Here is an 18,275-nt window from a genome sequence, read left to right as displayed (position 1 = left end):
GAGCCCGATAACGATATGAACACCGCATTCCGCAAGAACCTGCCAGGCACCGCCCTGGACTACTTCGACGCCCGTGCCGCGGTCGAGGCGATCAAGCCCGGCGCCTACGACGGCCTGCCGTACACCTCCCGCGTGCTGGCCGAGAACCTGGTGCGCCGCTGTGATCCGGCCACGCTCAACGCCTCGCTGGAACAGCTGATCGAGCGCAAGCGCGACCTCGACTTCCCCTGGTTCCCCGCCCGCGTGGTCTGCCACGACATCCTCGGCCAGACCGCCCTGGTCGACCTGGCCGGCCTGCGCGATGCCATTGCAGATAAAGGCGGCGACCCGGCCCAGGTCAACCCGGTGGTGCCGGTGCAGCTGATCGTCGACCACTCGCTGGCCGTGGAGTGCGGCGGCTTCGACCCGCAGGCGTTCGAGAAGAACCGTGCCATCGAGGATCGCCGCAACGAAGACCGTTTCCACTTCATCAACTGGACCAAGCAGGCTTTCAAGAACGTCGACGTGATCCAGCCGGGCAACGGCATCATGCACCAGATCAACCTGGAGAAGATGTCGCCGGTGGTCCACAACGATCGCGGCGTGGCCTACCCGGACACCTGTGTCGGCACCGACAGCCACACCCCGCACGTGGATGCCCTGGGTGTGATCGCCATTGGCGTCGGCGGCCTGGAGGCCGAGAACGTGATGCTCGGCCGCGCCTCGTGGATGCGCCTGCCGGAGATCGTCGGCGTCGAGCTGACCGGTCGCCTGGCGCCGAACATCACCGCCACCGACCTGGTGCTGGCGCTCACCGAGTTCCTGCGCAAGCAGAAGGTGGTCGGCGCCTACCTGGAGTTCCACGGCGCCGGCGCCAGCGCGCTGACCCTGGGCGACCGCGCCACCATCTCCAACATGGCCCCGGAATACGGCGCCACCGCGGCGATGTTCGCCATCGACCAGCAGACCATCGACTACCTCAAGCTCACCGGCCGCGATGACCAGCAAGTGCAGCTGGTGGAAACCTATGCCAAGGCCACCGGCCTGTGGGCCGACAGCCTGGCCAAGGCCGAGTACGAGCGCGCCCTGAGCTTCGACCTGTCGAGCGTGGTGCGCAACATGGCCGGCCCGTCCAACCCGCACGCCCGCGTGGCCACCAGCGACCTGGCGGCCAAGGGCATCGCCGGCCAATGGGAAGAAGTGCCTGGGCAGATGCCCGATGGCGCGGTGATCATCGCCGCCATCACCAGTTGCACCAATACCAGCAACCCGCGCAACGTGATCGCCGCCGGCCTGCTGGCGCGCAACGCCAACAAGCTCGGCCTGGTCCGCAAACCATGGGTCAAGTCGTCGCTGGCGCCGGGCTCCAAGGCCGTGCAGTTGTACCTCAAGGAAGCAGGGCTGGAGCAGGAATTGGAGCAGCTGGGCTTCGGCATCGTCGCCTTCGCCTGCACCACCTGTAACGGCATGTCCGGCGCGCTGGACCCGGTGATCCAGCAGGAAATCATCGACCGCGACCTGTACGCCACCGCCGTGCTATCGGGCAACCGTAACTTCGACGGGCGCATCCACCCGTACGCCAAGCAGGCGTTCCTGGCTTCGCCGCCGCTGGTGGTGGCCTACGCCATCGCCGGCACCATCCGCTTCGATATCGAGAAGGATGTGCTGGGCGTGGTCGACGGCAAGGAGATTCGCCTGAAGGACATCTGGCCGAGCGATGAAGAGATCGACGCCGTGGTGCGCGCCTCGGTCAAGCCTGAGCAGTTCCGCCAGGTGTACATCCCGATGTTCACCATCGAGGAAGACAAGGGGCCGAAAGTCGCGCCGCTGTATGAATGGCGCCCGATGAGCACCTACATCCGCCGTCCGCCGTATTGGGAAGGCGCCCTGGCCGGTGAGCGTACCCTGCGTGGCATGCGCCCGCTGGCGGTGCTGCCGGACAACATCACCACCGACCACCTGTCACCGTCCAATGCCATCATGCTCGACAGCGCCGCCGGCGAGTACCTGGCGAAGATGGGCCTGCCGGAGGAGGACTTCAACTCCTACGCCACCCACCGCGGTGACCACCTGACCGCCCAGCGCGCCACCTTCGCCAACCCCAAGCTGTTCAACGAGATGGTGCGCAAGGACGACGGCAGCGTGAAGCAGGGTTCGCTGGCGCGCCTCGAGCCGGAAGGCAAGGTGACCCGCATGTGGGAGGCCATCGAGACCTACATGGAGCGCAAGCAGCCGCTGATTATCATCGCCGGTGCCGACTACGGCCAGGGCTCGTCCCGTGACTGGGCGGCCAAGGGCGTGCGTCTGGCAGGTGTCGAGGCCATCGTCGCCGAAGGCTTCGAGCGTATCCACCGCACCAACCTGGTGGGCATGGGCGTGCTGCCGCTGGAGTTCAAGCCGGGCACCGACCGCAAGACCCTGGGCCTGGACGGCAGCGAGACCTACGATGTGCTCGGCGAGCGCACGCCACGGGCGACGCTGACCCTGGTGGTGACGCGGCGCAATGGCGAGCGTGTCGAGGTGCCGGTGACCTGTCGCCTGGATACCGCCGAAGAGGTATCGATCTACGAGGCGGGTGGGGTGTTGCAGCGCTTTGCCCAGGACTTCCTGGAGGGGGCGGCCTGAGCATGAAACGGGGGTCGCTTTGCGGCCCTTTCGCGACACATGGCCGCTCCCACAACGAGCGGCGCAGTACCTGTGGGAGCGGCCATGTGTCGCGAAAGGGCAGCAGGGCAGCCCCAGGGTACTTCACCGGACTATCAGGATGCCCAAGACAATGGCTCACGTACCCCAGATCAAAATTCCCGCCACCTATATTCGCGGCGGCACCAGCAAAGGCGTGTTCTTCCGCCTCCAGGACCTGCCCGAGCAGACGCAGATTCCTGGTCCTGCCCGCGACGCCCTGCTGCTGCGGGTGATCGGCAGCCCCGACCCGTACGGCAAGCAGATCGACGGCATGGGCGGCGCCACCTCCAGCACCAGCAAGACGGTGATCCTGTCCAAGAGCATCAAGCCCGACCACGACGTCGACTACCTGTTCGGCCAGGTGTCGATCGACAAGGCCTTCGTCGACTGGAGCGGCAACTGCGGCAACCTGTCCGCCGCGGTCGGCTCGTTCGCCATCAGCAGCGGGCTGGTCGATGCCAGTCGGATTCCGCGCAATGGTATCGCCACCGTGCGGATCTGGCAGGCCAATATCGGCAAGACCATCATCGCCCATGTGCCGATCACCGAAGGCGAGGTGCAGGAAACCGGCGATTTCGAGCTCGATGGCGTGACCTTCCCGGCCGCCGAGGTGCAGCTGGAATTCCTCGATCCGGCCGCCGACGAGGGCGGTGACGGCGGGGCGATGTTCCCTACCGGCAACCTGGTCGACGACCTCGAGGTGCCGGGTGTCGGCACCTTCAAGGCGACCCTGATCAACGCCGGCATACCGACCATCTTCGTCAATGCCGCCGATATCGGCTATACCGGAACCGAGCTGCAGGACGCGATCAACGGCGATGCCGCGGCATTGCAGCGTTTCGAGATCATCCGTGCCCATGGCGCGGTGCGCATGGGGCTGATCGAGCACATCGACCAGGCCGCCGGGCGCCAGCACACGCCGAAGGTCGCGTTCGTCGCGGCGCCGACCGGCTATACCTCCTCCAGTGGCAAGGTTGTCGCAGCCGAGGACGTCGACCTGCTGGTGCGTGCGTTGTCGATGGGCAAGCTGCACCACGCGATGATGGGCACCGCGGCGGTCGCCATCGGCACCGCCGCAGCGATCCCGGGGACGCTGGTCAACCTTGCCGCCGGTGGCGGTGAACGCAGTGCCGTGCGTTTCGGTCATCCGTCCGGGACGTTGCGGGTCGGGGCCGAGGCGCGTCAGGTGGATGGGCAGTGGACCGTGACCAAGGCAATCATGAGCCGAAGCGCTCGGGTGCTGATGGAGGGCTGGGTGCGCGTGCCCGGTGATAGTTTCTAAGGCATCTAGCGTTCGGCTTTCGTTGGTTGGGGCCGCAAAGCGGCCCCGGCAATCCAGAAGGGAGCTGTATATGAGCGCAAACGTAGACCTCAACACCCGCCCCGACTACGACCAGGTCCTGCAGACCCTCGCCGACTACGTGCTTGGCTACCGCGTCGATTGCGCCGAAGCCCTGAACACCGCCCGCTATTGCCTGATGGACACCCTGGGCTGCGGCCTGCTGGCCCTGCGCTTTCCTGAATGCACCAAGCACCTAGGCCCGCTGGTCGAGGGCACCCTTGTCCCCCATGGCGCCCGCGTGCCTGGTACCAGCTATCGCCTCGATCCGGTCAAGGCCGCCTGGGACATTGGCTGCATCGTCCGCTGGCTGGACTACAACGACACCTGGCTGGCGGCGGAGTGGGGGCACCCCTCGGACAACCTCGGCGGCATCCTGGCGGTCACCGACCACCTCTCGCAAAAGCGTGTGGCCAATGGCGAGGCGCCCCTGGTCATGCGCGAGGTACTCGATGCCATGGTCATGGCCCACGAGATCCAGGGCGTGCTGGCGCTGGAGAATTCGTTCAACCGGGTCGGCCTGGATCATGTGCTGCTGGTCAAGGTCGCCTCCGCGGCGGTCTGCGCCAGGCTCATGGGCGCCAATCGCGAGCAGTTGCTGTCGGCGCTGTCCCACGCCTTCGTCGATGGCCAGGCCCTGCGCACCTACCGTCACGCGCCCAACGCCGGGTCGCGCAAGTCGTGGGCGGCGGGGGATGCCTCCAGTCGCGGCGTGCGCCTGGCCGATATTGCCCTGCGTGGCGAGATGGGCGTGCCCGGTGCGCTGACCGCCAAACAGTGGGGCTTCTACGATGTGTCGTTCAGCCACACCAACAAGGACTTGGCGCTCAAGCCCGAGCCGCTGCGTGAACTGCGCCTGCCGCAGCCGTTGGGCAGCTACGTGATGGAAAACGTGCTGTTCAAGATCAGTTTCCCCGCCGAGTTCCACGCCCAGACCGCCTGCGAGGCTGCAGTGACCCTGCACCCGCAGGTGCGCAACCGCCTGCACGAGATCGACCGGATCGTCATCACCACCCATGAGTCGGCGATCCGCATCATTTCCAAGGAGGGGCCGCTGGCCAACGCCGCCGACCGCGACCACTGCCTGCAGTACATGACCGCCGTGCCGCTGATCTTCGGTGACCTGGTGGCGGAGCACTACGAGGATGCCTTCCACGCCGCGCACCCGAGCATCGACCGCATGCGCGAGAAGATGGTGATCGTCGAGGAGCCGCGCTTCACTCGCGAGTACCTGGAGCCCGACAAGCGCTCCATCGCCAATGGCGTGCAAGTGTTCTTCAGGGATGGCTCGCACACGCCGCAGGTGGTGGTGGAGTACCCGATCGGGCATCGGCGGCGGCGGGAGGAGGGGATGCCGTTGCTCGAGGCCAAGTTCCGCGAGAACCTGGCGACGCGGTTCGCGCGGCAGCGCTGTGAGGCGATCCTGGACGTGTGCAAGGATCAGCAGGCGCTGGAGGTGATGCCGGTGCACAGGTTCGTTGATCTGTTCGTGATCTGACGACAATCGCGGGGCAAGCCCGCTCCCGCGTGGGGAAATTCATGTTGACGTGGGAGCGGGCTTGCCCCGCGACAGGATCGTAAATCCAACAAAAAAGCCCCGGTATCGCTACCGGGGCTTTCTTCTACAACGTCCTGCTCAGCTTACGCCTGAACCACCGGGATCTTGGCGTTGGCCGCCGCTTCGCGGAACTCGGCGATCTGGTCGAAGCTCAGGTAGCGGTAGACGTCGGCAGCCATGCTGTCGATGTCTTTCGCGTACTGCATGTACTCCTCGACGGTCGGCAGCTTGCCGATGATCGAAGCGACAGCAGCCAGCTCGGCCGAGGCCAGGTACACGTTGGTGGCGTCGCCCAGACGGTTCGGGAAGTTACGGGTCGAGGTGGAGACCACGGTCGAACCGGTCTGCACACGTGCCTGGTTACCCATGCAAAGCGAGCAGCCTGGCATTTCCATGCGCGCGCCAGCCTTGCCGTAGATGCCGTAGTAGCCTTCTTCGGTCAGCTGGTGGGCGTCCATCTTGGTTGGCGGAGCCAGCCACAGACGGGTCGGAATACCGCCCTTGACCTTGTCCAGCAGCTTGCCGGCAGCGCGGAAGTGACCGATGTTGGTCATGCACGAGCCGATGAACACTTCGTCGATCTTCTCGCCTTGTACCGAGGACAGCAGGCGGGCATCGTCCGGGTCGTTCGGCGCGCAGAGCACAGGCTCCTTGACGTCGGCCAGGTCGATCTCGATGATTTCGGCGTACTCGGCGTCGGCGTCGGCCGACAGCAGCTCAGGCTTGGCCAGCCAGGCTTCCATGGCCTGGGCGCGGCGCTCCAGGGTGCGGGCATCGCCGTAGCCTTCGCCGATCATCCAGCGCAGCAGGGTGATGTTGGACTGCAGGTACTCGGCGATGGCCTTCTCTGGCAGCTTGATGGTGCAACCGGCGGCGGAACGTTCGGCCGAGGCGTCGGACAGCTCGAAGGCTTGCTCGACGGTCAGCTCGTTCAGGCCTTCGATCTCGAGGATGCGGCCGGAGAAGATGTTCTTCTTGCCTTTCTTCTCGACGGTCAGCAGGCCCTTCTGGATGGCGTAGTAAGGGATCGCGTGGACCAGGTCACGCAGGGTGATGCCTGGCTGCAGTTTGCCCTTGAAGCGCACCAGCACGGATTCTGGCATGTCCAGCGGCATGACGCCGGTGGCGGCGGCGAAGGCCACCAGGCCGGAACCGGCCGGGAACGAGATGCCGATCGGGAAGCGGGTGTGCGAGTCGCCACCGGTACCCACGGTGTCAGGCATCAGCATGCGGTTCAGCCAGCTGTGGATGATGCCGTCGCCCGGGCGCAGCGACACGCCGCCACGGGTGCGGATGAAGTCTGGCAGGGTGTGGTGGGTGGTGACGTCGATCGGCTTCGGATAGGCCGCGGTGTGGCAGAACGACTGCATCACCAGGTCGGCGGAGAAGCCCAGGCACGCCAGGTCTTTCAGCTCGTCGCGGGTCATCGGGCCCGTGGTGTCCTGGGAACCGACGGTGGTCATCTTCGGCTCGCAGTAGGCACCTGGACGCACGCCCTGGCCTTCCGGCAGGCCGCAGGCGCGACCGACCATCTTCTGCGCCAGGGTGAAGCCCTTGGTCGAAGCGGCTGGCTGCTCGGGTTTCTTGAACAGGTCCGATGGGGCCTGGCCCAGTTCGGCGCGGGCCTTCTCGGTCAGGCCACGGCCGACGATCAGCGGGATACGGCCGCCGGCGCGGACTTCGTCGAGCAGTACTTCGGTCTTCAGCTCGAAGTGGGTGACCAGTTCGTCGCTGCCGTGGCGGCGCACTTCACCTTTGAACGGGTAGACGTCGATGACGTCGCCCATGGCCAGGTTGGTGCAGTCGAACTCGATCGGCAGGGCGCCGGCGTCTTCCATGGTGTTGTAGAAGATCGGGGCGATCTTGGTGCCGAAGCAGAAACCACCGGCGCGCTTGTTCGGCACGTACGGAATGTCGTCGCCGAAGAACCACAGCACCGAGTTGGTGGCGGATTTGCGCGAGGAGCCGGTGCCGACCACGTCACCGACGTAGGCAACCGGGAAGCCTTTGGCTTTCATGGCTTCGATCTGGGCCAGCGGGCCGACCGAACCTGGCTGCGAAGGCTCGATGCCGTCGCGGGCCATCTTCAGCATGGCCAGGGCGTGCAGCGGGATGTCAGGGCGCGACCAGGCGTCCGGAGCAGGGGACAGGTCGTCGGTGTTGGTTTCGCCAGGCACCTTGAACACGGTCAGGGTGTACTTGTCGGCGATCGCCGGACGGCTGGTGAACCACTCGCCGGCAGCCCAGGATTCCAGCACGGCCTTGGCGTGGGCGTTGCCCGCCTTGGCTTTTTCGGCCACATCGTGGAAGGCGTCGAACATCAGCAGGGTGTGCTTGAGCTGTTCGGCCGCGACGGCGCCCAGTTCGGCGTCGTCCAGCAGCGCGACCAGCGTCTCGATGTTGTAGCCGCCCTGCATGGTGCCCAGCAGCTCGGTGGCGTGCTTGCGGTCGATCAGCGGGGATTTGGCTTCACCCTTGGCGACGGCGGAGAGGAACGCGGCCTTGACGTAGGCGGCTTCGTCCACTCCTGGCGGAACGCGGTTGGTGATCAGGTCTACGAGGAAGGCTTCTTCGCCGGCCGGCGGGTTTTTCAGCAGCTCGACCAGGCCTGCAGTTTGTTCGGCGTTCAGCGGCTGGGGCACGATACCCAGAGCGGCACGCTCTTCGATGTGTTTGCGGTAGGCTTCAAGCACAGTTATTACCCTCATCAGTGGTCCCTAAAGGGAGTCCGGGACGCTCATCCAGCATTCCCATGCACCCATGCGCTCAAGACGGCTTTTTGGGCCGGCAAGCCAGGGTCGCAGAGAATCCTTACAGAAGCTGCTTTCAAAGTTTTACGCCTGTAGAACGGAAGGCTGATGAGGGGTTGGCCATGGCCATGCACGCTTGCATGGACAGGGCCAACGCCGTTCTACCGGATTAACTGTGCTCGTGACGCTTTGAAAACAGCTTCCAACGGACATTGTTGCCTTGAAAAGGCGGGATGATTCTACGGCAAAAATAAGCCGAAAGTAAGGCGGCGTAGATGACTTTAACGGGTGACCCTGGTTAGACAAAGGGCTAACATGAACCGGTGTTCCACCGCCAAGCTGTTGTTTCTACATGTCCAACCAATCCATCAAGACCCCTTGCGTCGGCCTGTGCTCCACGGTCTACGGCGACCTGGTGTGCCGCGGCTGCAAGCGCTTTCACCACGAAGTGATCCACTGGAACGGCTACGACGACGAGCAGAAGCGCGCGGTGTGGCTGCGCCTGGAGCAACTGCTGGTGCAGGTGATGATGGCCAAGCTGGAAGTGTTCGACAAAGCGCTGCTGCGCCAGCAGCTGGAGCAGCGCTCGGTCCGCTTCGTCGCGCACCAGTCCGAGTATTGCTGGGCGTATCAGCTGATCGCCCGTGGGGCGCGGATGATCCGTGACCTGGAGGCGTACGGGATGGCGCTGCTGCCGGAGTTTCGCGACTGGGAACTGCCGCAGTTGCGCGATGCCATCGACCGGGAGTTTTTCCTGTTGTCGGAGGCGCATTACCAGCGCTATATCGCGCCGAGCTTTTTGCGAGACGCCCTGGACCGCGGGCAGGGCTGAAGCTCTGGGGTAACGGTGCTGGCCTCTTCGCGGGATTACCCGCGAAAAGGCCGGTGCAGATCAGTCGCCGGTGTACTCGCACCCGCTGGTGCAGGTCTCATGGATCCGCACCTTCGACAGCTCCGGCAGCAGCGGCTTGACCTGGTCCCAGATCCACTTGGCGATCACTTCGCTGGTGGGGTTTTCCAGGCCTGGAATATCGTTCAGGTAGTTGTGGTCCAACTGCTCGTAGATCGGCTTGAAGATCGCCTTGATCTCGGAGAAATCGCGGATCCAGCCGGTGTGCGGATCGAGCGGGCCGGTCAGGTGCAGGGCAACCTTGAACGAGTGGCCATGCAGGCGACCGCACTTGTGGCCGGCAGGGACGTTGGGCAGGCGGTGAGCCGATTCGAAGGTAAATTCCTTAAAGATTTCCACGCTGGCATAACTCTGTGTGAATCAACGATGCGCGCAGTCTACCAGCATGCCCGCTACAAGGCTTGCAACCGATCCTGCAACCGCCCGGTGGCGATCAGTTCCAGCAGTTCGTCGCCCAGGCGCCGGCTTTCGGCCATGGCCTGGTACCAGTAGCGCCTGCGGCCCGACGCATCGCCCATGAAACGCTTGAAGTCGTTGCGGTCTGGCAGCTTGCCGTAGGGGAGGGCGGCCAGGTACTGCGGTGACGGGGTCATCAGCAGCACGTTCTGCAGGCGCGTGGCGTCGCCTTTGCGCCAGGGCAGGGCCTTGTCGAACCAGCCGGGCACCACCTTGTCGGTGAAGTGCGGGTAGAGCACCAGGTCGTCGCCCTGGTAGGGCAGGTCCAGGTGATAGTCGAGCAGGCCGCCGTCGCGGTAGGTGCCGGCCCCGGCGCCGGGGATGTCGCGCACGCCTTCCATGACCATGGGGATCGAGCCCGAGGCGAGCAGGGCGTGGCGCAGGTTGGCCAGGTCCAGCGGCAGGCTGCGCGACGGGAAGTCGGTCAGTGGCTCCAGCGGCGGCGCGGCGCGTTGGTCGTGGAGGATGACCCGCTCGAAATGCCGGCCCAGGCGCGCGCGTCCCAGCAGGTTGCTGGCGATCACCGAGGACAGGCCCATGCCCAGACGGCCGCGGTGGTCGTGGGCGAGCTGGCCATGGCTCTTCACCACCAGGATGTTCAGGCGGTAGTGCGGGTTGGCCAGGACCTGCCCGTCGTGGCCTTGCAGCAGGTCGTCGAGCATGCGCTGGCAGCTCTGGCTGATCTCTTTGGGTGTCACGCCCTTGGCGAAGTCCTGCTCGGTGTACAGCTCGCCCAGGCGGCGGATGCCGGCGACCGGATCGTCGAGGCAGGCGCTGGCGAAGCGCCAGGCACCGATCGAGGCGCCGATCAGCGCACGCTGGCGCGGCGCGCTGGTCAGCCATTCACCGAACAACGCCAGGTCCAGGCCCTGGATCCCCAGCGGCTTGGGGCCACCGGCGGCGCCCGGCAACACACCGACATCTTCGGCCCGCAGGCCGCGTTCGCGGATCTGCCGCAGGGCACGCTGGCCGGCCTTGAAGGTCAGGGCGGGGTACTTGATGTGAATCGCGCTCATGGCGGGGTCTCGGGTGGGGCAGGCGGGCAGTATAGGGGATTTGCCGGCCTTGCCGAGGTGCTCCTGCAAGGGGCTGCGCATGGGCACCAAGAGCTGCGCTATCATGCGGCCAGCTGTTTTCAGGTTGAGTTAAGGGCCGGTGGTTAATCTTAATTCCGTAGACAAATTACACATCTCGCTGGAGAGAACCTCATGAAAACTTTGACTGCCCTGTTCACCGCCGCTGCCCTCGCTTTCGGTGCCAACGCCGCCTTTGCCAAGGACGTGCAGCCCGATGAAGTGGTCAAACTGGTGAACGCCAAGACCATCAAATCGCTGGACGAACTCAAGGCCGCCGCCATCGCCAAGCACCCCGGCGCCACTGTGACCGACTCGGAGCTCGAGAACGAGTATGGTCGCTACATCTACAAGGTCGACCTGCGCGATGCCCAGAACGTCGAATGGGATGTGGATCTGGACGCCAAGACCGGTGAAGTCCTGAAGGACGAGCGAGACAACTGATGCCCGCACTACCGCGAACGGCACGCTACCTGGCCTTGGCCCTGATGGTCGTGTGTTCGCTGGCCGCCGCGCGCGACCTGGATCAGGATGAAGCCCTGGCGCTTCGGCAACAGGGCATCATCCTGCCGCTCGAGCAACTGCTCGAGTCCGCCCTGGGGCGTTACCCCGGGGCGCGGCTGCTGGAGGCGGAGCTGGAAGAAAAGCACGAGCGCTACGAGTACGAGGTCGAACTGCTGACCCCGGCCGGCGTGGTACGCGAGATCAAGCTCGATGCCCGCACCGGCGAGTTGCTCAAAGACGAGGAAGACGACTGAGATGCGCCTGTTGCTTGTCGAGGACAATGTCCCCCTGGCCGATGAACTGACCGCCGCCCTGCAACGCCAGGGCTACGCCGTGGACTGGCTGGCCGATGGCCGCGACGCGGTGTATCAGGGCCAGAGCGAACCCTATGACCTGATCATCCTCGACCTCGGCCTGCCCGGTCTGCCGGGGCTCGAGGTGCTGGCGCAGTGGCGGGCGGGCGGCTTGGCCACTCCGGTGCTGATCCTCACCGCCCGCGGTTCCTGGGCCGAGCGGATCGAGGGGCTCAAGGCTGGCGCCGACGATTACCTGAGCAAGCCCTTCCACCCCGAGGAGCTGCAACTGCGCATCCAGGCCCTGCTGCGCCGGGCCAAGGGGGTGGCCAACCAGCCGAAGCTGGAAGCGGCCGGCCTGCACCTGGACGAATCGCGCCAGTGCGTGAGCCGCGAAGGCGTCGATGTCCAGCTCACCGCCGCCGAGTTCCGCCTGCTGCGCTACTTCATGCTGCACCCGGGGCAGGTGCTGTCCAAGAGCCACCTGGCCGAGCACCTGTATGACGGTGAAACCGAGCGCGATTCCAATGTGCTGGAAGTTCACGTCAACCATCTGCGGCGCAAGCTTGGGCGCAGCGTGATCGAGACCCGTCGCGGTCAGGGCTACGTGTACGCCGGGAGCACCGCGTGAAGTCGATCCAGGCGCGCCTGAGCCTGGGCCTGGTGGCGGTGCTGGTGGTGGTCGGGCTGGCCCTGGCGCAGTTGACCCTGTGGCTGTTCGAAGCCGGCCTGCAGCGCTACCTGGAAGCCGGCCTGCGCAAGGAAAGCGAGAACCTGCTGGTGGCGCTGGTGCGCGGCCCGTCCGGTTTGCAACTGGACGAGCGACGGCTGTCGGCGGCCTACCAGCAGCCATTCTCGGGCTACTACTTTCGCATCGATTTCGACCAGGGCACCTGGCGCTCGCGTTCGTTGTGGGACATGGACATGCCCAAGCCCGGCAAGCCGGGGCTGGACGATGGTCACGAGCTGGGGCCCGAGGGCCAGCAGCTGCTGGCCTATCGCGGCGATTACCGGCGTCTGGGGCAGGACATCTCGATCAGCGTGGCCCAGGACTATTCGCCGGTGCGCGAGGGCTTTCGGCGCATGCAGCAGATCGGCCTGGGCCTGGGCCTGGTGGCGCTGCTGCTGGTGCTGGTGCTGCAGCGCATCACCGTGACCCGTTCGCTGCGTCCACTGGAACGGGCGCGTCAGCAGATCGCCCAGTTGCAGCAGGGCCAGCGCTCGCAACTGGACGCCGAGGTGCCCAGCGAGCTGCAACCGCTGGTGGACCAGATCAACCACCTGCTGGCCCACACCGAGGACAGTTTGCGCCGCTCGCGCAATGCCCTGGGCAACCTCGGCCATGCCTTGAAGACACCGTTGGCGGTCCTGCTCAGCCTGGCCGCCAGCGAGCGCCTCCAAGGATTGCCTGAGGTACGTGCGCAGATGCGCGAGCAACTCGAGCAGATCCAGCAGCGCCTGGCCCGCGAGCTCAACCGCGCGCGCCTGGCCGGCGATGCGCTGCCGGGGGCGCAGTTCGACTGCGACGCTGAGTTGCCCGGGCTGCTGGCGACGCTGGGCATGATCCATGGCGAGGGCCTGCTGCTCGAGCGCGATGTACCGCCCGGGTTGTTGTTGCCTTGGGACCGCGAAGACCTGCTGGAACTGCTCGGCAACCTGCTGGACAACGCCTGCAAATGGGCCGACAGCGAGGTGCGCCTGGGTATCGCGCCGACCGCCGAGGGTTACCGGCTGTGGGTGGACGACGATGGCCCGGGCATCCCCGAGACGCAGCGCCTGCAGGTGCTTGAACGCGGTTCGCGGCTGGACGAGCAGGTCGATGGCCATGGCCTGGGGCTGGGCATCGTGCGCGATATCGTCGAGGCCTGGGGCGGGCGGATTGCGCTGCTGGAAAGCCCCCAGGGCGGGTTGCGGGTCAGCATTGACCTGCCGCGCAAGGGGCGTTGATCGGCGAGGCCGTTCCCACAGGGATGGCGTATGCCTTGAAGAAAGGCGGATCAACCCTGCAAAAAAATTGCAGTACAGCCGCAGTTTTTTGAATTGGCCCATGGTCACCCGCGCCCGGCACAATCATTCCCCACGAAACCCTGCGGTTTCCATCTCTCCATGGACGGAGCCCCTTGCGCGATTGCACTGCGCAACACAGGGCCCAGGCCGGTCGCGCTGGGCTTTCTTTTTCGCACAAGAACACGATCCGAATACCTCGATGCCTGCCTCGCGTCCCCAATCCCGCTTGCAGCGCCTGCTCCCGGCGCCCCTGAACATTCCTCGCAAAGAGTGGTTGCGCGCTGGCTTCGGCGCGCTGCTGGGCCTGTTTCTCGCCGGCTACTTGTGCAGCCTGGCCTACGGCCCGTCCATCGCCCTGCACCTGCTCGGGCCGCTGGCGGCCTCGGCGGTGCTGGTGTTCGCCGTGCACTCCGGGCCCCTGGCCCAGCCCTGGCCGGTGCTGGGCAGTTATGCCCTGGCTGGCGTGGTGGGCCTGGCCATGCGCCACGGTTTCGGTGATGGCCTGTGGGTGGCGGCGGCGGCGCTGGGTGTCGCGATCCTGGCGATGTGCCTGCTGCGCTGCCTGCACCCGCCTGGTGGCGGCGTGGCGGTGAGCGCGGTGCTGGCCGATCCGGGCCTTGTGGCCATGGGGGACCATCTGCTCGAACCGGTGCTGCTCAACGCGCTGGTGCTGGTGGCGGTGGCGGTGCTGTACAACCGCCTGACCGGCGTGCGCTATCCCAAGAATGCGGCGCCGCGCAAGGACCCGCACCATACCCACGATCCCCTGCCGGGCGAACGGGTCGGTATCCGGGGCGAAGACCTGGACCAGGCCCTGGCAGAGATTGGCGAGTTCGTCGATGTCACCCGCGATGAGCTGGAACGCATCATCCTGGCCACCGAGCAGCATGCCCTGCAGCGCAGCCTGGGCGGCATCACCGCGTGCTTGGTGATGTCCCGCGACGTTCAGGCCGCCACTCCGGCCACCACCTTGGAGCAGGCTTGGCGGATGCTGGCCGATCACCACCTGAAGACCTTGCCGGTGCTGGAAGATGGCCACCTGGTCGGCATGGTCAGCCTCAGCGACCTGGTCGGCGCGGCCATGGCCCGTGGGCGATTCAGCTGGCGTGGCCTGTTCCGTCGCCAGCCCGTGCGTCTGGAACAGGTGATGAGTCGCCGGGTGGTCAGTGTCGACTGCGGGCAGCCCCTGGAGCGCTTGTTGCCGTTGCTCGGCGAGCAAGGCTTGCACTGCCTGCCGGTGCTCGACGGCGAGCGTCTGGTGGGGGTGATCACCCAGACCGACCTGATCGCCGGCCTCAAGCGACACCTGCTTAGCGGCGCCGCGTCGGGCTCAGATCAGCGGATCCCAGCGTTGTGACCAGTCGCTTTCGCCAGCGGCCACCAGCCGGCGCAGCACGTTGAAGGCCTGCTGCAAAGCCTCGCTGTCGCGCTCGCGGGCATGCACCAGGAAGGTCGGGTAGGTGAACTCCGGCGCCTGGGGCATGCGCTCGAACACGCCGTTCTGCAGGTAGGCCTGCACCACGCGCGTACGGAAATAGCCACTGCCGCCACGGTCGAGGATGAACTGCAGAGCGAGCGGCCCAAGGTTGAAGCTCAGGGCCGGGCGTGACAGCTCGGGCAGGGCCGCATCGTGCTGGCGACGGAAGGCCTCGCCCCAGTCGATGTAGACATAGGGATCGGGCGCATCGGCCCGACGCACGCGGATCAGCTTCTCTTCCATCAACTGCTCGACCTGCAGGCCCGGACCATAGGTCGGCTGGTAGACCAGCGCGGCGTCGAGCAGGCCCATCTGCACCTTGCGCAGCAGCGATTCGCCGTCGCTGACCTCGCTGCGGATGGCGTGGCTGGGCAGCTCGTGATGCAGGGCGCTGACCCAGTCGAGCAGCATCGGATTGCCCAGGCTCACTTCGGCGCCCACGTGCAGCACCTGTTGGCAGCCCTGGGGCAGCGGCAGGTCACGGCGTGCTGCTTCCCAGGTCTGCACCAGCTGGTTGGCATAGGGGACGAACGCCTCGCCGTCGCTGGTGAGGCTGGCGCCATTGCGGCTGCGCACGAACAGCTGGCAGCCCAGTTGCTGCTCCAGGCGCTGGACCCGGGCGGTGATCGCGGTCTGCGACACGAACAGGCGTTCGGCGGCGGCGACCAGGCTGCCGCAGCGGACAATTTCCAGGAAGGTACGGGCCTGATCGATGTCCATGGGAAGGTTCTGTGGCTGGAGAGACCGCCCATTCTAGTGACTTTGCACCGAGATGGGGCGACCGATGCCTGGATGACTGCGCATGCCAGGCATTTCGCCACTACCCTGGAGGCTTCTGCCCGAAGCGGGTCTAGCCCCGCGCCAGCTCGGCCAGGTGCGACTTGGCCTCCTCGCTCTTGAGCACCAGTACATCGCTTTCCAGCGAGTCCAGCACGACCTCCGCGGTGTTACCGATCAAGGCCCCCGAGATACCTGTTCGTGCCACGGTGCCGATAATGGTCACCACGGCATCGAGCTTCTTCTCGGTATGGGGAATCAACACATCCGCCGGCCCCTCGGCGATATGCAGTCGGTCATCGGTAATATCGAACTCCGCCTGGAACGCCAGGCATGCCTCACGATAGCGTTTCTCGATGGTCTCCGTCAGCTGGTAGACCGGGTCGGACGCCGACAGCATGGGCGAGGGGTGGGCACTGATCACGTGCAGTTCGCCCTTGGCCAGGCTGGCAATGTCATAGCCATGGTCGATGATGCTGGCATGCAGCAGGCGATGGGCTTCATCCTGGTTGCCGACATCCACGGCCGCCAGGATCTTGCCCCCCGTCCATGGCCGCTCGCTTTTGACCATCAGCACCGCGCACGGGCACTCGCGCAGCAGTTTCCAGTCGCTGGGGGTGAGCAAGGCCTTGCGCAGCGGATTGTCCGGCCGGTGCTCCTTGATCACCAGTTCGCAGCCTTCGGCTTGCTGCACATGGATGATCGACTTGTGCAGGTTGTCCTTCCAGTGCTGCTCGTGGGTGACACTGTCGTAACCGTCGTCATGCAATTGGCTGCTGAGCAGGCTGAGCAGCGCGTCATGATCCTGTTTCTTGTCGCACATCAGCAGGTGCAGGCGCGCGCCGGTCACCCCCGCGATCAGCTTGGCCCGTGTCAGGGCACGGCTGTGGGCGTGCTCGGGGTCGAGGACGACAAGAATGCTGCGTACGGCTTGCATGGGCGTGAACTCCGTTCAGAATGGCGGCCAATGCCTGACTATAGACGGCGCCGCTGCCGCCGCCGCTTGATATGTATCAAGCATAGTCACTGGTGCTCGACGCGGTCGCCGGTATAATCGCCGGTCCTGCCGATGTCCTGTGTGATTGTGAGTGCCATGTCCCTGATTCCCGAAATCGACGCCTTCCTCGGTTGCCGTACCCCTGATGCCTGGATCGAGGCGGCGCTGGCCGACCAGGAGACGCTGCTGATCGATCACAAGAACTGTGAATTCAAGGCCGCCAGCACTGCGCTAAGCCTGATCGCCAAGTACAACACCCACCTGGACCTGATCAACATGATGTCGCGCCTGGCCCGCGAGGAGCTGGTGCACCACGAGCAGGTGCTGCGCCTGATGAAGCGCCGTGGCGTGCCGCTGCGTCCGGTCTCGGCCGGGCGCTATGCCTCGGGCCTGCGGCGGCTGGTGCGTGCCCATGAGCCGGTCAAGCTGGTCGATACCTTGGTGGTGGGCGCCTTCATCGAGGCGCGCAGCTGCGAGCGCTTCGCCGCCCTGGTGCCGCACCTGGATGAAGAGCTCGGCACGTTCTACCACGGCTTGCTCAAGAGCGAGGCACGGCACTATCAGGGCTATCTGAAACTGGCTCACCAGTACGGTGACGAGGCGGATATCGCCAAAGTAGTGGAGCAGGTGCGCGAGGCCGAGGCCGGGCTGATTACCTCACCCGACCAGGAACTGCGCTTCCACAGTGGGATCCCGATGGCGCAAGCCGCCTGAGCTATTGCCGGCGTCCGAGCAAGAGGCCGACCACCAGGCCGAAGCCCGCGGAGATCGCCACCGTCTGCCAGGGATGGCCGCCAATGTATTCCTGGGTCGCCTCGACCACCGGCTGCGCCTTCTCCCCCAGCCGGCCAGTGGCTTCGCGTGCCTGGCGCAGTTTCAGCCCCAGTTGCGCCCTCAGGCCCTCTGCTTCTTCCCCGACCAGCGACGCGCTGTCGCTGAGCAGTTTCTCCGACTCCTCGATCAATGCCTGCAGTTCGCTGAATACCTGATCCTTGATCTGGTCGTTGTCGGCTTGCGCGGCGGTTTTCCTGGCCATGTACACATCCTCATGAAGGGTTGGGCGTTGAACAGTGGATGCCACGGCGCCGGGAAAGTTGCAGCGGCGTACCGATGGCCCGTCGCTAAGTGTAAGATAGCGTCCATTTTCCAGCGGCAGGTAATACCCCCATGAGTTTCAATCTGGCCAACATGAGCTTCCAGGAACGGGCGCAGATCGAGGCAGAGAAGGCGCGTTTGTTCGAGTACTGGCAGAACAACCTGGCCAAGGCCAAGGGCGAGGCCGCGCGGCTGATCGCGGAGAAACCGCGGCGCAAGGGCAAGTGGGCCGAATGGGTGCGCGCCGAGCTCGACGGCATGTCGCCAGTGGAGTTCAACCAGCTGGTACGCAGTGAAGTGAACAAGATGATGGCCGCCGCCAGCGCCAACCGCTGAGTCAGGCGAACACTTGCGCTGAGGCGGCGCGCACCTTTC

The 18,275-nt window shown here is 65.5% G+C and carries 17 protein-coding genes; 11 read left to right on the top strand and 6 right to left on the bottom strand.

Features of this window, described 5'->3' with window-relative positions; all coding sequences use genetic code 11:
• The first annotated feature begins 15 nt into the window (after nucleotides 1–15).
• The 3 genes from acnD (at nucleotide 16) to prpD (ending at nucleotide 5,501) form a co-directional block, all read left to right on the top strand.
• On the top strand, nucleotides 16–2,604 hold the full coding sequence (gene acnD / locus AC25MA_RS00880; RefSeq protein WP_028692604.1) for a Fe/S-dependent 2-methylisocitrate dehydratase AcnD: 2,589 nt from the start codon (nucleotides 16–18) through the stop codon (nucleotides 2,602–2,604).
• Nucleotides 2,605–2,755: 151 nt separating this feature from the next.
• A complete protein-coding gene (gene prpF, locus AC25MA_RS00875) occupies nucleotides 2,756–3,946 on the top strand; it encodes a 2-methylaconitate cis-trans isomerase PrpF (protein ID WP_088852465.1) in 1,191 nt (396 codons plus the stop codon).
• Between the two features lie 70 nt (nucleotides 3,947–4,016).
• Nucleotides 4,017–5,501: a 2-methylcitrate dehydratase gene (gene prpD, locus AC25MA_RS00870; protein ID WP_088852464.1), complete on the top strand. Its 1,485-nt coding sequence runs from the start codon at nucleotides 4,017–4,019 to the stop codon at nucleotides 5,499–5,501.
• Between the two features lie 143 nt (nucleotides 5,502–5,644).
• On the opposite strand, the gene acnB is transcribed toward prpD, so the two are convergent.
• Nucleotides 5,645–8,254, bottom strand: coding sequence for a bifunctional aconitate hydratase 2/2-methylisocitrate dehydratase (gene acnB, locus AC25MA_RS00865; RefSeq protein ID WP_062359486.1), 2,610 nt, complete (start codon nucleotides 8,252–8,254; stop codon nucleotides 5,645–5,647).
• 409 nt (nucleotides 8,255–8,663) lie between these two features.
• On the opposite strand from acnB, the gene AC25MA_RS00860 reads away from it, so the two are divergent.
• Nucleotides 8,664–9,143: a DUF1289 domain-containing protein gene (locus tag AC25MA_RS00860; protein WP_028692600.1), complete on the top strand. Its 480-nt coding sequence runs from the start codon at nucleotides 8,664–8,666 to the stop codon at nucleotides 9,141–9,143.
• A 60-nt stretch (nucleotides 9,144–9,203) separates the two neighbouring features.
• Here AC25MA_RS00860 and queD read toward each other — a convergent pair whose 3' ends face one another.
• On the bottom strand, nucleotides 9,204–9,560 hold the full coding sequence (gene queD, locus AC25MA_RS00855) for a 6-carboxytetrahydropterin synthase QueD (RefSeq protein WP_023630589.1): 357 nt from the start codon (nucleotides 9,558–9,560) through the stop codon (nucleotides 9,204–9,206).
• Nucleotides 9,561–9,613: 53 nt separating this feature from the next.
• Nucleotides 9,614–10,693, bottom strand: a complete 1,080-nt coding sequence (locus AC25MA_RS00850) for a patatin-like phospholipase domain-containing protein (RefSeq protein ID WP_280092340.1) — start codon at nucleotides 10,691–10,693, stop codon at nucleotides 9,614–9,616.
• A gap of 192 nt (nucleotides 10,694–10,885) precedes the next feature.
• Here AC25MA_RS00850 and AC25MA_RS00845 point away from each other — a divergent pair, with 192 nt between their 5' ends.
• The 5 genes from AC25MA_RS00845 (at nucleotide 10,886) to AC25MA_RS00825 (ending at nucleotide 14,911) form a co-directional block, all read left to right on the top strand.
• The gene (locus AC25MA_RS00845) at nucleotides 10,886–11,194 is read left to right on the top strand and encodes a PepSY domain-containing protein (RefSeq protein WP_182323696.1); all 309 of its coding nucleotides are present in this window, start codon (nucleotides 10,886–10,888) and stop codon (nucleotides 11,192–11,194) included.
• Nucleotides 11,194–11,508, top strand: coding sequence for a PepSY domain-containing protein (locus tag AC25MA_RS00840; RefSeq protein ID WP_182323694.1), 315 nt, complete (start codon nucleotides 11,194–11,196; stop codon nucleotides 11,506–11,508). Before AC25MA_RS00845 ends, AC25MA_RS00840 begins: the two co-directional genes overlap by 1 nt.
• 1 nt (nucleotide 11,509) lies before the next feature.
• Complete coding sequence (locus AC25MA_RS00835; RefSeq protein WP_028692596.1) at nucleotides 11,510–12,178, top strand: response regulator transcription factor; 669 nt, start codon at nucleotides 11,510–11,512, stop codon at nucleotides 12,176–12,178.
• Nucleotides 12,175–13,494, top strand: a complete 1,320-nt coding sequence (locus AC25MA_RS00830; RefSeq protein WP_247283296.1) for a sensor histidine kinase — start codon at nucleotides 12,175–12,177, stop codon at nucleotides 13,492–13,494. The genes AC25MA_RS00835 and AC25MA_RS00830 overlap by 4 nt, the downstream gene beginning before the upstream one ends.
• Before the next feature lie 259 nt (nucleotides 13,495–13,753).
• Nucleotides 13,754–14,911 (top strand): HPP family protein, encoded by a 1,158-nt coding sequence (locus AC25MA_RS00825; protein ID WP_062359478.1) that lies wholly within the window; start codon nucleotides 13,754–13,756, stop codon nucleotides 14,909–14,911.
• Here the strand turns inward: AC25MA_RS00825 and AC25MA_RS00820 are convergent.
• Nucleotides 14,885–15,751 carry a LysR family transcriptional regulator gene (locus AC25MA_RS00820; protein ID WP_486971689.1) on the bottom strand — a complete coding sequence of 289 codons (867 nt, stop codon included), beginning with the start codon at nucleotides 15,749–15,751 and terminating at the stop codon, nucleotides 14,885–14,887. The two genes, AC25MA_RS00825 and AC25MA_RS00820, sit on opposite strands and share 27 nt — an antisense overlap.
• A 130-nt stretch (nucleotides 15,752–15,881) precedes the next feature.
• A complete protein-coding gene (locus tag AC25MA_RS00815; protein WP_028692592.1) occupies nucleotides 15,882–16,745 on the bottom strand; it encodes a universal stress protein in 864 nt (287 codons plus the stop codon).
• 156 nt (nucleotides 16,746–16,901) lie between these two features.
• Between AC25MA_RS00815 and AC25MA_RS00810 the strand changes: the two genes are divergently transcribed.
• Nucleotides 16,902–17,519, top strand: a complete 618-nt coding sequence (locus AC25MA_RS00810; protein ID WP_028692591.1) for a MiaE family protein — start codon at nucleotides 16,902–16,904, stop codon at nucleotides 17,517–17,519.
• A gap of 1 nt (nucleotide 17,520) precedes the next feature.
• On the opposite strand, the gene AC25MA_RS00805 is transcribed toward AC25MA_RS00810, so the two are convergent.
• Nucleotides 17,521–17,841 (bottom strand): ElaB/YgaM/YqjD family protein, encoded by a 321-nt coding sequence (locus AC25MA_RS00805; protein WP_028692590.1) that lies wholly within the window; start codon nucleotides 17,839–17,841, stop codon nucleotides 17,521–17,523.
• Between the two features lie 131 nt (nucleotides 17,842–17,972).
• On the opposite strand from AC25MA_RS00805, the gene AC25MA_RS00800 reads away from it, so the two are divergent.
• Nucleotides 17,973–18,236, top strand: a complete 264-nt coding sequence (locus AC25MA_RS00800) for a hypothetical protein (protein WP_028692589.1) — start codon at nucleotides 17,973–17,975, stop codon at nucleotides 18,234–18,236.
• Nucleotides 18,237–18,275 lie beyond the last annotated feature (39 nt).

The sequence above is a fragment of the Pseudomonas sp. P65(2024) genome (assembly GCF_057480955.1).
This window is presented reverse-complemented; position numbering and strand designations above follow the sequence as displayed.

Excerpts from the sequence above, each read along its gene's own strand:
- acnD (WP_028692604.1), top strand. The coding sequence starts at position 16 with ATGAACACCGCATTCCGCAAGAACCTGCCAGGCACCGCCCTGGACTAC.
- prpF (WP_088852465.1), top strand. The coding sequence starts at position 2,756 with ATGGCTCACGTACCCCAGATCAAAATTCCCGCCACCTATATTCGCGGC.
- prpD (WP_088852464.1), top strand. The coding sequence starts at position 4,017 with ATGAGCGCAAACGTAGACCTCAACACCCGCCCCGACTACGACCAGGTC.
- AC25MA_RS00860 (WP_028692600.1), top strand. The coding sequence starts at position 8,664 with ATGTCCAACCAATCCATCAAGACCCCTTGCGTCGGCCTGTGCTCCACG.
- AC25MA_RS00850 (WP_280092340.1), bottom strand. The coding sequence starts at position 10,693 with ATGAGCGCGATTCACATCAAGTACCCCGCCCTGACCTTCAAGGCCGGC.
- AC25MA_RS00845 (WP_182323696.1), top strand. The coding sequence starts at position 10,886 with ATGAAAACTTTGACTGCCCTGTTCACCGCCGCTGCCCTCGCTTTCGGT.
- AC25MA_RS00840 (WP_182323694.1), top strand. The coding sequence starts at position 11,194 with ATGCCCGCACTACCGCGAACGGCACGCTACCTGGCCTTGGCCCTGATG.
- AC25MA_RS00835 (WP_028692596.1), top strand. The coding sequence starts at position 11,510 with ATGCGCCTGTTGCTTGTCGAGGACAATGTCCCCCTGGCCGATGAACTG.
- AC25MA_RS00825 (WP_062359478.1), top strand. The coding sequence starts at position 13,754 with ATGCCTGCCTCGCGTCCCCAATCCCGCTTGCAGCGCCTGCTCCCGGCG.
- AC25MA_RS00820 (WP_486971689.1), bottom strand. The coding sequence starts at position 15,751 with ATGGACATCGATCAGGCCCGTACCTTCCTGGAAATTGTCCGCTGCGGC.
- AC25MA_RS00815 (WP_028692592.1), bottom strand. The coding sequence starts at position 16,745 with ATGCAAGCCGTACGCAGCATTCTTGTCGTCCTCGACCCCGAGCACGCC.
- AC25MA_RS00810 (WP_028692591.1), top strand. The coding sequence starts at position 16,902 with ATGTCCCTGATTCCCGAAATCGACGCCTTCCTCGGTTGCCGTACCCCT.
- AC25MA_RS00805 (WP_028692590.1), bottom strand. The coding sequence starts at position 17,841 with ATGGCCAGGAAAACCGCCGCGCAAGCCGACAACGACCAGATCAAGGAT.
- AC25MA_RS00800 (WP_028692589.1), top strand. The coding sequence starts at position 17,973 with ATGAGTTTCAATCTGGCCAACATGAGCTTCCAGGAACGGGCGCAGATC.